Genomic DNA, 14,031 nt, shown 5'->3' on the forward strand with positions numbered 1-14,031 from the left:
GTATGTATTTCAATGCGCTATTTCCAATAAAACAGGGCAATGATCGGAATGTAAGGCATCTTTCAGGATAGCAGCCCGCTGCAAGCGCTCCCGCAGGTTCTCCGTTACCATATTATAATCAATACGCCAGCCCAGATTTTTGTTGCGTGCTCCTGCACGATAACTCCACCAGGTATAATTATGCGGCTCCTGGTTAAAGTGCCGGAAGGTATCTATAAATCCGCTCCCGATAAATTTGCTCATCCAGCTGCGCTCTTCCGGCAGGAAGCCCGAGCTGTTTGCATTGGCTTTCGGATTATGAATATCAATAGGCTGGTGGCAGATATTGTAGTCGCCGCTAATTACCAGCCCGGGCAGTGTCTGCTTCAGCTGACCGATATAATCGTAAAAGTCGTCAAGCCACTGCATCTTGAAATCCTGACGCGTTTCGCCACTAGACCCTGAAGGCATATATACGCTCATTACCGAAAAATTATCATAGTCGGCTCTTAAAACCCGGCCCTCCATGTCGTAGCACTCTATGCCGCAGCCTACCTGCACGTGGTTGGGTTCTGTTTTAGAAAGGATGGCTACCCCACTATACCCTTTCTTGAGGGCCGGGTGCAGGTATACGTTATAGCCCAGTTCCTGGAATACGGCTTTGTCGAACTTGGTTTCGTCTGCTTTAATTTCCTGCAGGCAGAGCACGTCGGGGTTCGCAGCGCGCAGCCAATCCTGGAAACCTTTGGAGAGGGCGGCGCGGATGCCGTTTACATTGTAAGAGATAATTTTCATTTTTTAAATTTCATTCATCCGGTTGAAATACTCGAGTATGTGCCACTTGAGCATTTGTTCCTGTTCTTTAAGATTGGTAAAAGGAATAGGTTTAACAGATTTATAATGAGGCCAGCCGTCTTCGTCGAGGCCCGTTAACTCGTAGTAGCCCGACAGGCTGAATACTTTGCAGGTGGCAATGTGCATCAGGTCCTGCTTCTGTTCTTTGGTAAAGTCGCTGATGCCCTGCCCCAGTTCCTGAATGCCTATCAGAAACAGGATAGCATTGAGGTCAGGCTTCTTGCCAAACTGCTTCATCAGTTCGGCCCGCAGGTTTGCCCACCTATGATCGAGATTAGAGGATTCTTCCATATTAATAAGTTAGAAAGTTTAGAAGTTAGAAAGGTAAAAAGGTAGAAAGTTAGAAAGGTAGAAAGTAAGAATTTGTAGGGGTTGAACATTTTCAACCCTTTCAGGGAGTTTGAGATTGCAACATGCATTTTTGTTGTAGAGACGCAGGCACCGCGTCTCCTGCACGAACCACAAACAAACCTAATCCTGAAAATCCTAAAATTCTGCAAATCCTGATTCAGAAAAACAATCCTGTTGATCCTTCAATCATTTAATTGTGTTCAGACAAACTTAAAATTACAGAAATCATTCCATCCTGCCATCAACGGTTCAGACAAGCAGCAGAGGCTGTGGTGGCAGGTGCAGAAAAGAAATTGTAGGGTTGAAAACATTCAACCCTACAAAATGTCTACCTCTCTACCTCCTAAACTCCCAAACTTTCTAACTCTCTAACTTTAACAGTTCTTCCCAATACTCCACTGCCCGGCGGAAGTGAGGAATCACGATGGAGCCGCCAACCAGGTTGGCGATGGCGAATACTTCCATTACCTCCTCGGTACTTACCCCCTGCTCATAGCATTTGCCCAAGTGGTACTTAATGCAGTCGTCGCAGCGCAACACCATGGAAGCCACCAGTCCCAGCATTTCCTTTGTCTTCACATCAAGGGCACCCTCCATATAGGTATTGGTGTCGAGGTTGAAGAAGCGTTTGATTACTTTGTTATCGTACGACATAATGCGCTCGTTCATACGTTCGCGGTAGTCGTTGAATTCTTTCACTATGCTCATTGTTGTTCTTCCGTTAGAAATTAACTTAACAGGTGCATCACCTTTTACTATTTGCAAAGTTACTAAGATTAAGCCTGAATAAATTGCTGCTTATGCTACACGACCTGCTCTCGCTGCTGTTTCCGGAAGTTTGTTATGCCTGCGATGGCGTGCTGGCGCGTGGCGAGAAGTATATTTGTACCGGTTGTAACGTAAAGCTGCCCTATACCGATTTTCATGCGCACGGTGCTACCGAACTAAATACATTGCAGCGGCGGTTCTGGGGCAAAGTGCCGGTGCGGTTTGCTTTTGCTTACCTGCACTTCAGGGCCAAAGGCCGGGTGCAGCGCCTGTTGCACCGGCTCAAGTACAAGGGGGCCCAGGAACTGGGCGAGCACCTGGGACTAAGATACGGCTCCCTCCTTTCCGAGTACCACTATCCTACCGAGTTTGACCTGGTACTGCCGGTGCCCCTGCACAAGACCAAGCTCCGGAAGCGCGGCTACAACCAGTCCGATAGTTTTGCCAAAGGCATAGCTGGAGCTATGAAGCTACCCTGGAACAATAACACCCTTGTCCGTACTACCAATACCGAAACCCAGACCCGCAAGAACAGGCTGGCCCGCTGGCAAAATGTGGAGGAGGTGTTCCGGGTGGCGAAGCCGGAGGCGGTTAAAGGAAAACGGGTGCTGCTGGTAGACGATGTGCTTACCACAGGTGCTACCTTAGAGGCATGTGCCGTGGTTCTGCTGGCGGCCGGATGTGCTGAAGTGAGTGTGGTGACTATTGCAGCAGCGTAAATTAGTCTTCTGCACCTGCCACCACTCCCTCTCCTGCTCTTTTTGTAGAAGAAAAGAAAAGATGCTGTAGCAAAGATTTTTTTGCTGGTGCGAGCTTGTAGCTCGTACTTACATGCCACGAAGTAAAGCATGATGTAACGATTCGCAATGCTAGTGTAGGTAGAAATGCAGCAATTTTGATTGGGAAATTAAAGTACGAGCTGCAAGCTCGCACCAGTGCACCCATTTCAGGTTTTTCCTTACAAGATTAGCTCCTGCTGCCTGAACCGTTGATGGTAGGTTGAAATGAGACTGCTGATAGTAGTAATGGAATGACGGGTGTGATTTTACATTTTCTCCAACAATTTAACAATTCAGCCATTAAACCACTCCCCCATTAGCACATCAACACATTAAAAAATTAGCACATTACCCCTCCGTCTGCTCCCGGTGCCTTTCCGACAGGCTGGGCTCTGCGTATTCAATCAGTTCCTGTTCCTCCAGTTCGTCGAGCCGCTGCTTGATTGGTTTGTAGTCTGCTGCTGCGGGTACTTCCATGGCAAAGAAGTAATCGTTCATTTTTTCTGATACACAGCCATACTCCATAAAGCTTTGCCTGATTTCTTCAATGTCAGGAGCATCGTCTGCCAGAACAACATGTATGATGGAGTTGCCAGAGAAGGTTACGGTTTTCTGGTACACCAGGTGCTCTTCCTCCGGATCGTATACTGCCTGCACCACATCATCAGAGGCAATCATAGGTACATAAAAAGGAAGGCTGTCGATCCGGTAAAACTCCTGTGCTTTGTCAGTTTCTACTGCCCATAGCACTTCTGTCATTTCCTGCTCGAATGTATCGCTGTAAAAGCGGAATAAAATTTCAGTGTGTTGTGCTGCCATGCTGTTTTATGTAAAAAGCAAAAAGCCTGGAACATCTCCAGGCTTTTTGCTTTTTAATATTTCTGTTTAATGCTTATCTGTTAGAACCTGTATTGATCATGGCACAACGGAAACCGATAGTAGCAGTAGCAGAATCCTGTGTCAGGAATCTTCTGGTGCCCGGAGACAGCCAGTATGCTACATCTTTCCAGGAGCCGCCTTTGTATACACGCACCTCGTCGTTTATAAGCGAGTGGAAGCCTGCATTGGAATCATAGTTTTCACTCTCATCCAGGAAGCCGTCTCTACGGAAAGGGTTAAGGTCTTCTACATCCTGGTACGAAAGCGGACGGTACAGGTCCTGTACCCATTCGTTTACGTTTCCAGCCATGTTATACAAACCAAAGTCGTTTGGCGGGTAGTTGTAAACATAGTCTGTAATCATGGCGCCGTCGTTCAGGGCGCCGGCTATACCGGCATAGTCGCCGCGGCCACGCTTGAAGTTTGCCATAAACAAGCCCATTTGCTTGCCGTGCGGGTTGCGCAGTTGGTGGCCATCCCACGGATACAGTCTGCGGTTGTTCTGGTTTTCGTCTTCGGAATACTGCGTTCCGATCATAGCCTGGGCTGCATATTCCCATTCAGCTTCTGTAGGCAGGCGGTAATTCGGAAGCACATAGCCGGACTCGATAGAAAGGGCATTCACAGTAGTTTCTTCAGGCTCGTTTCTTCTTCTCCTTCTTCCGCCGCCCATTTCTTCCTGGGCCAGCTTTGCCAGGTTTTCGTTAACCTTGGCTGTACGCCACAAGCAGAAATCGGTAGCCTGCAGCCAGCTAACACCTACTACCGGGAAAAACCGGAAGCCAGGGTAGCGCAGGTAATAGGTAACATAAGGGTCGTTGAAAGATAACTGGCGTGACCAGACAGTGGTATCCGGCAAAGCAGCCTGGTATACTTCCGGTACGGAGTCGCGCTTCAGGTAGTGCAGGTACTCCAGCCAGTGGATGTTGGCCACTTCGGTTTCGTCCATATAGAAAGATGCTACCGTAACGGTACGCTCCATATTGTCGCGTGTTAAGGCGATATCTTCTTCCATGGAGCCTAAAACGGTCCGGCCACCTTCTATAAACACCAGGCCGGGGCCCTGTGGTGTCTCTATATAGTCTGCAACCTGGAAGCCATCTTCTTCTTCATTATAAATAGTACCGGTCGTAGTACTTTCCCAGCCGGGATCGGTACTGGTTGGCCGGCGGTTTCTAGAACAAGCGCTTAGGAGAAGAACTCCCATGAACAGGACCAAAAATAGCTTATTAAGATTCATAAAATAGTACCTAAATTAGATAAGGTTCTCGTAAGGTAATTTAACATGCAATTATAACTAAATTCAGAACGACGGACAAGCAATTAGCGAGTTTAATTTCCCATTATTCCTGCTTCCGGAAAAATTACTTAAATCCAGTTGCTCAAATACCAGCGAAATTTCGTTTGCGCCACCTGCCTGTTTGCTAAACCCTTTAAGGCCAGCATCGTGACTGAAGCCGATTTTGATTTTTTCGAGTTTTAAACCTACAACTACGGCTAATGCCTGGTCTTGGTTCGTGTTACCGGTTACTGGTAACCCTTTGTACATTAAACCTAACGTAAGCGGCGTATAAATAGTATAAATTCCAACGTCGGTTCTTCTGAAATTTTGCTGTTGCGTATAGGTAACAGCCGGGCTGACGCTTAACTCAAACAGCTGACCCTGTTGCTCATAGGACCGTAAGTAAAATTTGTAACCGGTATTAACCGTAAAACGGAGTGGCAGTTCTGTTGCCTCGTTAAAGCCATAAGCTGGCTGGTTCATATTGGCGGCAGTTAAACCGAACCAGAACTGGCTGGAATAAACCAGTCCGCCTGCTGTAAAGCTAACATAACTTTCAGGATTAAAGTTGTTGACTTCTGCAGAGCTTAGCGCCGTTTGGCCGTTGTCGGTTAATTGGTCGCCAAAAACGAGGTTGTCAAAATTAACACGAAGCGCAGCTATGCTAGGTTGTAAGGCTGCCGAAAAGACCCATTTATCGGAAATATTGGTCTGGTAAGCATAAATGGCGCTGGCCTGCAGCTTTTGCAGTCCGCCCACGCCTGCCCTGTCCTGTTGCAGTACCAGCCCAAAAGAGCTTTTTTTACCGGGCATCCTGTAATCGGCTGCAAACTGGTTGGTAATAAAGGAGCCGTTTAAGGCAGGCCACTGGTTCCGGTGTGTGGCAGACAGGCTCCAGTCGTGGTTAAGGCCGGCAAAAGCAGGATTCAGGTACAGCCGGTTTGCGTACTGTTGCGTAAACGCAGCATCCTGGGCTGTAACGGTATAAACCCACAGGCAAAAGAAACAGTAGCAAACAATTATTTTTCCCGGCATCCTATACTAAATAACCACAAATAAACGGTTAACCAATAAATACTAGTATGATAATTGCAAATGTTTTAATTATGTAAATAGTTTCGCCCAACAGAAATATCAAACCAACAACATGAAAAAACTAGTAATCGGCTTTTTTGTCTTTGTGCTGCTGCTTATAGCGTTGGCAGCATTGGTGCCCGTATTGTTCAAAGATAAAATTAAAGAAGCCCTCGATAAAGAAATTGCCAAAAACATTAACGCTACGGTTATCTACGAAACCGATGACGTCAGCCTTTCTATTTTCCGCGACTTTCCGGATATTTCGCTGGGCGTGGATAACCTGACCATTGTGGGGCAGGATTCCTTTAAACTGGATACACTGGCCCAGGTTCCGGCTTTCCGGCTCGGGCTAAACCTGATGAGCGTCATCAGCGGCGATGAGCTGAAGGTAAACAAAGTAGTGCTCGACGAGCCTGTTATCCGGCTGGTCGTACTCAAAAGCGGCAAAGCCAACTGGGATATTTTTGTACCCGACACGGCTGCCACTGCACCCGGCGATACGGCAGCCAGCGATTTTAAAATGGCGATCAAAGGCTGGGAAGTTAATAACGGCACCCTCTACTACGACGACCTCAGCATCCCTTTCGGACTGGCAGGTTATAATGTGAACCACGAAGGCAGCGGCGATTTCGAGAAAAGCGTGTTCGATATGAAGTCCACCACCACCGCCGACCGCTTTACCATGACCTATGCCGGCACCAATTACATCCAGAACGCAAAACTGAACGCCGATGTGACCATGGAGATGGACCTCGATAAGTACAGGTACACCTTTAAAGACAACAACATCCGCATCAACGAATTTCCTTTCCAGTTTGCGGGTACCATTCTCATGCCCGATGAGAACATCGACATGGACCTGACCTTTAAGGCAACCGAAACCGAGTTCCGGAATGTGCTGTCGGTGGTGCCGGGCATGTACACCGAGGAGTTTAAAGACATCAAAACAGAAGGAAAGTTAAGCTTCGACGGTTACCTGAAAGGCCGCATGAACGACAGCCTGATGCCAGGCTTTGGCACCGACCTCAAAATTATTGACGGCATGTTCAAGTACCCCGACCTGCCGCAGGCGGCCCGCAACATTAACGTAGATATGAGCATTGCCAACAAAGACGGCAACGTGGACAACACGAATATTGATGTGCGCCGGTTCCACATGGACCTGGGCAAAAACCCCGTAGATGCGAAGGTGCTGATACAGGGGCTGGAGCCGATGAAGGTAAACGGCAACGTAAAAGCTAACATCGACCTGGATGAAATGACGAAAGTTTTCCCGGTGGAAGGCATGACGCTGCGCGGCCTGCTGAAAGTGGACGCCGACGCCAAAGGTACCTACTCCGAGAAAAGTATGCCGGTGATAAATGCCGATATGCGCCTGACCAACGGCTATGTGAAATCCAAAGACTTCCCGGCGCCTATCCAGAACCTGAACATGGTGGCCAACATCCTCAACACCACCGGCAACACCGACGACACCCGCATCAACATCCAAAACTTTAACATGACCCTGGATGGCGAGCCGCTGGAGGGGCGCGTGCTGGTGCAGGGTATTGACCAGCCGGCTTTCGATGCCAACATAAAAGGTATCCTCGACCTGACAAAGCTTACCAAGATTTTCCCGCTGGAGAATACCACTCTCTCGGGCCGCATCAATGCCAATGTGGCTGCCAAAGGCAAGATGAGCGACATTGAGGCTGAAAAATACAGCAACGTAACCGCCAACGGAAACATGGCCATCAGCAACCTGAGCTATGTGAGCACTGACCTGCCGCAGGGTATCCGGATTACCAAAGCCGATGCCGTATTTAATAATGAGCGTGTTCAGCTCCAGAACATGTCGGGTTTCCTGGGCAAAAGCGACATACAGGCCGCCGGTACGGTTTCGAACTACCTGGGCTATGCGCTGGCAGAGAACCAGTCGTTGCGCGGGAATTTCAACATCAGCTCCAACCGCTTTAATGTGAACGAGTGGATGGTGGACGAGAACACCGGTCAGCCGACTTCTGCTGAGCAGGAGGCGCAGGGCGTGGTGGAGGTACCGGCCAACCTCGATGTAACGCTGAACGTGGATGCCAAAGAAGTGCTCTACGACAACCTGAACCTGAAAAACCTGAGCGGAAAAGTGCTGGTGAAGGACAAGGTAGCCCGACTGCAGGAGGTAACTTTCAACACGCTTGGTGGCACCTTCGCCACCAGCGGCAGTTACAATACACAGAACCTGCAGCAGCCGCTTTTCGATTTTAACCTCGACATCAAAAACCTGCAGTTCAAAGAGGCTTTCAACGCCTTTAGTACCATAAAAGCGCTGGCGCCCATTGCCGGTTTGCTGGAAGGTACCTTCTCCACGAAGTTTAATTTTGCCGGTGAAATTGGCCAGGACATGATGCCTGTGCTCTCGTCGCTGGATGGCAGAGGTGTGATAGATGTGGTGAAAGCAGCAGTACGGAATATGGAGGTGCTCAACAAGATCAGCAACCTGACCAACCTTGCTGAACTGAAGAGCTTGATAGTAGAGAACAGGCGCATCGATGCTCAGATAGTAGATGGCAGCCTGGTAGTAAGTCCGTTCGACGTGCAGGTGGGTAATATAGACATGACCGTGGGCGGAAGCAACAAGCCAAACGGTGAAATAGACTACGTTACGGCCCTGAACGTGCCTACCGGAAAAGTTGGTCGCGAACTGAACTCCCGCCTGGCTGGCCTGGTGGGGGGCGATCAGCTGAAGGCAGCCGAGCGGGTTACGCTTAACCTGAACATCGGCGGTACCCTGACCAGTCCAAAAGTATCGCTGGCAGGCGGCAGTGTGAAGGCACAGGCGAAAGACATTGTAAAGGAAGCTGTTCAAACCAAGCTCGACGATGCCAAGGCCAAGCTGGAGGAGCGCAAACAGCAGGTGCAGGACAGCATCACCAACGAGCTGAACCGCCGCAAACTGGAAGCAGAACAGAAAGCCCGTGCCGAACTGGAGAAGAAGCGCCTGGAGGCTGAGCAGCAGTTAAAGCAAAAAGCAGCCGATAAGCTTGGCGGTTTCCTGAAGTCGAAGACGCAGCCACAACCGCAGCCTGCAGCAAAACCAGATACAGCAAAGGCAGCGCCCAACCAGTAACAACCATTATCAGCAGATATTACAACCTGATAATTAGTCGGTTACCTGTAGCCCATGTGCCTGAAATGGTACATGGGCTATTTAATTTTAAAAATTTTTTTATCCGATTATATACTTTTTCTGATGTTCGAGCGTATTAAGGGGGCTAATCATTAAACAATATGAAGAATACACGCATGAAGACAAATTTCATTTTACCTCTGTTGCTCCTTTGCCTTGTTTGTTTCAGCGCCTGCGACGACGGTAAGGAAAGTACAGGAACTGCCAGAATGCAGGTACGCCTGACAGACTCACCCGGCGATTTTGAAGAAGTGAACATCGACATCAGATCCGTGCAGATTCACCGCGAAGAAACAGACAATGGCACCGACTGGATCACGCTCGGCGAAATAAACCCGGGGGTTTACAACCTGCTCGACTTCGCCAACGGAGCAGACACCCTGTTAGCCAGCCACAGCCTGCCCGCCGGTAAAATTTCGCAGATACGCCTGGTACTCGGCGATAACAACACCCTGAAGCTGAAAGATGGTACAGTGGTAGACCTGAAAACGCCAAGCGGCCAGACATCGGGGGTAAAACTGGATATTGATGCGGTACTGGAGGCAGATGTAACCTACATGGTGCTGCTCGACTTTGATGCTGCCAAATCGGTAGTGGCCAGAGGAAACGGACAATATAACCTGAAGCCGGTGGTGCGCACCATCACGCAGGCGATTGCAGGAGGCATTAAGGGTAAGGTAACACCTGCTGAATACAAGCCGGGCATTTATGTTATCTCTGCTGCTAACGATACCTTAGGAGGTTTTGCCAACGAGAACGGCGATTTCCTGATAAAAGGTGTGCCGGCCGGAACTTACACGGTTAAGTTCTACACCGAGGACGATGCCCACAATAAAACAGTTGAGAACGTAAGCGTAACCCAGAACCAGATAAAAGACTTAGGTACAGTTGAGTTACCATAAGCAGGTAGCACAGTCCTAAAAAAAACAGGCAGCTTTCGATAAGAAAGCTGCCTGTTTTTTTTATGCTATTGAGCAGCAGCGGCTGTGGTGGCTGCTGCAGTAATGCTTTTTTGTCTGAACCGCTGATTCTTGTGATTATTTGTCTGAATCAGGATTTACAGAATTTTAGAATTTCCAGGATTAGGTTTGTCTGAACAAGATTGAGAAGATTTAAGGATTAACAGGATTGGATTTGTCTGTGGTTCGTGCAGGAGACGCGGGCACCGCGTCTCTACAGCCATACCCTTAACCTTTCTACCTCTCTGTTACAGGGTTGAAAATCTTCAACCCCTACAAAATTCCTACCTCTTTACCTCCTAAACTCTCTAACTCTCTAACTCCCAAACTTAATACACCTGCCCCATGAGCTCGCGCACATAGGTTACATAATCGGTGTTGGGTGGGGTGTGGCCGTTTTTGCGCAGGTCTGTGGCGGTCTGGGCGCGGTGATAGGTGGCATGGTTAAAGGCATGCGTCAGGATGTCGAGCACGCGGGTGCTGTACCGGTTGCCCAGGCTGTTGCTGTAGTCGATCAGGCGGTTGAATTCTGCTTCGTCGGCGTTGGCTACTAACTTTGCAAGGCCATAGGAAGAATGCTCGTGCAGCTTCTTCAGCTCGTCCAGGTTGTGCTCCTGCCACACTTTTACCGGGCTTTCGGTGCCTGTGATACGGGCAATCCAGATCGCCTGCGCATTTAAGGCATGGCTGAAAAGGCGGGCCGCGTTAGCGGGTATTTCCGGCAACGATGAAAATACATCCAGCATCGTTTTGTTGGCCCAGATGTTATACTCCGAAAGGTTTTTTAGTACGTCGTTTCCTGTCATTTTACGATATCATTTAAGTGATACATCTTTCTAAACTGAATTGCTGCAGTACCGGTTATAAAAACTGTACTGCACCTGCCACCACAGCCACTGCTGCTGTATAAGCCTGCAGACAGAGCAGAGGCTGTGGTGGCAGGTGCAGTTAGCTGCCGGGGCTTCGCCAAAGGTACTAAACCCGTACCTGTAAATAAAATGTTTACACCAAACTGTTGATGTAGCGTAGCAAATAAGGTAGAAAAATAATAGCGCCTATTACAGCTGCCGTTGCTGCTGCCATCAGTACCGCGCCAGCCGCCAGATCTTTCGCTTTGCCGGCCAGCGGGTGCCACTCCGGCGACACCAAATTCGTTAGCGTTTCGATGGCTGTGTTAAACACCTCCGCCATAATCACCAGACCGATACACCCGGCCAGCAGGCACCACTCCACGCGGGTAATGCCAAAAAAGAAACCGGCTACCACCACCGCTACCGCCGACAAAATGTGCAGGCGCATGTGCGGCTCCGAGCGCAAAGCAGAAATTAACCCACGGAAGGCGAAGGTAAAGCTGTTGTAGCGTTTCTTAAAGTAAGTCAAGTGGCGCAGTTATTTTTGGAAAGGTATACCCCGCGTAGGCGCTTTGGGTTAAGTTAAGCTGAATGCCGGTAGAAAAGCAACTTCTGCAGCCTTATTTATTTTGTGCTTTCGGTTAAATTAATCGAATCTGCATTAATGCAGTACCGGACATGGGTTGGCGTGCGGGCATCGTCGAACAGGTGGCCCAGGTGCAGTCCGCAGGTGTGGCAGAGCAGCTGAATGCGGTTTCTGCCGTAGGTATCGAGCGGCTTTTGATCTACATTGTTGGCGATATGTGCCCAGAAGCTCGGGAAGCCGGAACCCACCTCAAACTTCTTGCTGGCTTCAAACAAAGCAGTGCCACAGCGGGCGCAGGTGTAAGTGCCCCGCTCCTGCTCACGGGCGGCAGGGTTAATCTTCTGGTTTCGGAGCATACACCTACGGCAGAACTTCCTTTTGCTGCTAGGCTTCCTTCTCTACCTGCTCTATCGGCATAAAAGTAAGCGACAGGGAATTTACGCAGTGGCGGACATTTTTGGGTGTCAGGTATTCGCCCTCAAACACGTGCCCCAGGTGCGCGCCGCAGTTGGCGCAGACAATCTCGGTACGGCGACCATCGGGGTCCGGAATCCGTTTTACAGCCCCGGTAATCTCATCGTCAAAGCTGGGCCAGCCGCAGTGCGATTCAAACTTATACTCAGAGGTATAGAGCGGGGCGTTGCAGCGCTTGCACAGGTACACGCCTTCTGCCTTAAAGTTGTTATACTTGCCTGTGCCCGGAAACTCTGTTCCTTTCTGAACAATAATTCTTTCTTCTTCCGGGGTAAGCTTATTATACTCAGATGGGTCTTTCGCTATTTTCATGGCTGATGTTTGGTTTGCTCTTTTATACGTGTGGTTTCAGGAAGAGAGAATACAGAAAAAAGTTTTATGAGTGCCTTTGAGAATAAAACTAACATCCTGCTATCTATTTAAAGCGAATCATGAAAAGAAAAAAGCAGCCCCAACCGGAGCTGCCTTTCTTCTTTTTATCTGAAAGTAAATTAAAAACTATTTCAAGCTGCCAATCATATCGCCCGGCTTTACCCACTCGTCGTACTGCTCGCTGGTGAGCAGGCCGAGCTCGATAGCTGCCTGGCGAAGGGTAGTACCTTCTTTGTGTGCTTTTTTGGCAATTTTAGCGGCGTTGTCGTAGCCGATGTGCGGGTTCAGGGCTGTTACCAGCATGAGCGAGTTCTCCAGGTTGTTTTTGATAACCGGGTGGTTTGGCTCAATGCCCACGGCACAGTGCTTGTCGAAAGAGTCGCAGGCATCGCCGATCAGCTGGGCGCTCATGAGCAGGTTGTAAATCATTACCGGCTTGAACACGTTCAGTTCGAAATGGCCGTTCATGCCGCCAACCGATATGGCTACGTCGTTACCGATTACCTGGGCGCACACCATCGTCATAGCTTCGGCTTGCGTAGGGTTTACCTTGCCTGGCATGATAGAAGAGCCCGGCTCGTTTTCCGGGATCAGGATTTCGGCAATACCCGAGCGCGGTCCGGAGGCCAGCAAACGGATGTCGTTGGCGATTTTCATCAGGCTTACGGCCAGCTGCTTCAGGGCGCCGGAGGTTTCTACCATGGCATCGTGTGCTGCCAGGGCTTCGAATTTGTTTGGTGCCGTGCGGAACTCATGACCGGCAAATTCAGAAATTTTCGTGGCTACCAGTTCGGCATAACCTTTTGGTGTATTCAGGCCGGTACCAACGGCAGAACCGCCCAGGGCAAGGTCTTTCAGGTGGTCGAGGGTGTTGGTAAGGGCTTTCATGCCGTATTCCAGCTGCTTCACGTAACCAGACAGCTCCTGGCCCAATGTGAGCGGCGTAGCGTCCATCAGGTGCGTGCGGCCGATTTTTACCACATCCATAAACTGCTCCGATTTGCTGTGCAGCGTGTCGCGCAGCTTCTCTACCATCGGCAGCGTGTGCTCTACTACTTTCTTGTAAGCAGCAATGTGCATAGCCGTCGGGAAGGTGTCGTTAGAAGACTGCGACTTGTTTACATCGTCGTTCGGGTGGATCTTCTTTTTCTCGTCCTGCAGGTCGCCGCCCAGCAGCACGTGTGCGCGATTCGCCACCACCTCGTTCACGTTCATGTTCGATTGCGTACCGGAACCTGTCTGCCACACCACCAGCGGAAACTGGTCGTCGAGTTTGCCTTCCAGGATCTCGTCGCACACGGTACCGATAATTTCGGCTTTCTCCTGTGGCAGCACGCCCAGTTCGGCATTGGCAAAAGCTGCAGACTTTTTGAGAATGGCAAAGGCCTGCACCACCTCTTTCGGCATCAGCTGTCCGCCAATGGTAAAGTTTTGTTTAGAGCGTTGCGTTTGCGCTCCCCAGTACTTATCTGCAGGCACCTCTACAGGGCCCATGGTATCTTTCTCTACACGAACTTGCATATAGGTTTATATTTAATTTTGATAAAAATCTTCCGGAACAAATCTATAAAATAATTCAATACAATGTGGTGTCGTCTGCTAATGCCTGCTAGTTCGCTGCTAAAAAAACTGCAACTGCAGCTGTTGCACCCT

At 49.4% G+C, this 14,031-nt stretch carries 14 protein-coding genes; 3 read left to right on the forward strand and 11 right to left on the reverse strand.

The annotated features are described in order from the left end of the window. Window positions 1–9 precede the first annotated feature (9 nt). From DCW36_RS07285 to DCW36_RS07295, 3 genes are all read right to left on the reverse strand, one after another. Window positions 10–774 carry an exodeoxyribonuclease III gene (locus DCW36_RS07285; RefSeq protein ID WP_114777679.1) on the reverse strand — a complete coding sequence of 255 codons (765 nt, stop codon included), beginning with the start codon at window positions 772–774 and terminating at the stop codon, window positions 10–12. A 3-nt stretch (window positions 775–777) separates the two neighbouring features. Continuing rightward, window positions 778–1,125 (reverse strand): hypothetical protein, encoded by a 348-nt coding sequence (locus DCW36_RS07290; RefSeq protein ID WP_114777680.1) that lies wholly within the window; start codon window positions 1,123–1,125, stop codon window positions 778–780. A gap of 420 nt (window positions 1,126–1,545) precedes the next feature. Beyond that, on the reverse strand, window positions 1,546–1,893 hold the full coding sequence (locus tag DCW36_RS07295; protein WP_114777681.1) for a carboxymuconolactone decarboxylase family protein: 348 nt from the start codon (window positions 1,891–1,893) through the stop codon (window positions 1,546–1,548). Window positions 1,894–1,985: 92 nt separating this feature from the next. Here DCW36_RS07295 and DCW36_RS07300 point away from each other — a divergent pair, with 92 nt between their 5' ends. After that, window positions 1,986–2,672: a ComF family protein gene (locus DCW36_RS07300; protein ID WP_240676085.1), complete on the forward strand. Its 687-nt coding sequence runs from the start codon at window positions 1,986–1,988 to the stop codon at window positions 2,670–2,672. 408 nt (window positions 2,673–3,080) lie between these two features. Here the strand turns inward: DCW36_RS07300 and DCW36_RS07305 are convergent, their stop codons facing one another. The 3 genes from DCW36_RS07305 to DCW36_RS07315 form a co-directional block, all read right to left on the reverse strand. Beyond that, window positions 3,081–3,551 (reverse strand): DUF4265 domain-containing protein, encoded by a 471-nt coding sequence (locus DCW36_RS07305; protein WP_114777682.1) that lies wholly within the window; start codon window positions 3,549–3,551, stop codon window positions 3,081–3,083. Window positions 3,552–3,624: 73 nt separating this feature from the next. Continuing rightward, a complete protein-coding gene (gldJ, locus tag DCW36_RS07310) occupies window positions 3,625–4,851 on the reverse strand; it encodes a gliding motility lipoprotein GldJ (protein ID WP_114777683.1) in 1,227 nt (408 codons plus the stop codon). 63 nt (window positions 4,852–4,914) lie between these two features. Beyond that, complete coding sequence (locus DCW36_RS07315; protein ID WP_114777684.1) at window positions 4,915–5,928, reverse strand: PorP/SprF family type IX secretion system membrane protein; 1,014 nt, start codon at window positions 5,926–5,928, stop codon at window positions 4,915–4,917. 112 nt (window positions 5,929–6,040) lie between these two features. Here DCW36_RS07315 and DCW36_RS07320 point away from each other — a divergent pair, with 112 nt between their 5' ends. Further along, entirely contained in the window at window positions 6,041–9,076 is a 3,036-nt protein-coding gene (locus DCW36_RS07320; RefSeq protein WP_114777685.1) for an AsmA family protein, read from the forward strand. Window positions 9,077–9,252: 176 nt separating this feature from the next. Next, the gene (locus DCW36_RS07325) at window positions 9,253–10,038 is read left to right on the forward strand and encodes a DUF4382 domain-containing protein (protein ID WP_114777686.1); all 786 of its coding nucleotides are present in this window, start codon (window positions 9,253–9,255) and stop codon (window positions 10,036–10,038) included. Between the two features lie 386 nt (window positions 10,039–10,424). On the opposite strand, the gene DCW36_RS07330 is transcribed toward DCW36_RS07325, so the two are convergent. From DCW36_RS07330 to fumC, 5 genes are all read right to left on the reverse strand, one after another. Beyond that, window positions 10,425–10,901 (reverse strand): DinB family protein, encoded by a 477-nt coding sequence (locus tag DCW36_RS07330; protein ID WP_114777687.1) that lies wholly within the window; start codon window positions 10,899–10,901, stop codon window positions 10,425–10,427. A gap of 196 nt (window positions 10,902–11,097) precedes the next feature. Then, window positions 11,098–11,475 (reverse strand): diacylglycerol kinase family protein, encoded by a 378-nt coding sequence (locus tag DCW36_RS07335; RefSeq protein ID WP_114777688.1) that lies wholly within the window; start codon window positions 11,473–11,475, stop codon window positions 11,098–11,100. 95 nt (window positions 11,476–11,570) lie between these two features. Further along, window positions 11,571–11,888, reverse strand: coding sequence for a peptide-methionine (R)-S-oxide reductase (locus DCW36_RS07340; RefSeq protein ID WP_114777689.1), 318 nt, complete (start codon window positions 11,886–11,888; stop codon window positions 11,571–11,573). A gap of 28 nt (window positions 11,889–11,916) precedes the next feature. Continuing rightward, window positions 11,917–12,318, reverse strand: coding sequence for a methionine-R-sulfoxide reductase (locus DCW36_RS07345; RefSeq protein ID WP_114777690.1), 402 nt, complete (start codon window positions 12,316–12,318; stop codon window positions 11,917–11,919). 186 nt (window positions 12,319–12,504) lie between these two features. Further along, on the reverse strand, window positions 12,505–13,899 hold the full coding sequence (gene fumC, locus DCW36_RS07350) for a class II fumarate hydratase (RefSeq protein WP_114777691.1): 1,395 nt from the start codon (window positions 13,897–13,899) through the stop codon (window positions 12,505–12,507). Between the last annotated feature and the right edge of the window lie 132 nt (window positions 13,900–14,031).

Source organism: Botryobacter ruber, assembly GCF_003347595.2.
In the GTDB taxonomy this organism is placed as follows: domain Bacteria; phylum Bacteroidota; class Bacteroidia; order Cytophagales; family Hymenobacteraceae; genus Pontibacter; species Pontibacter ruber_A.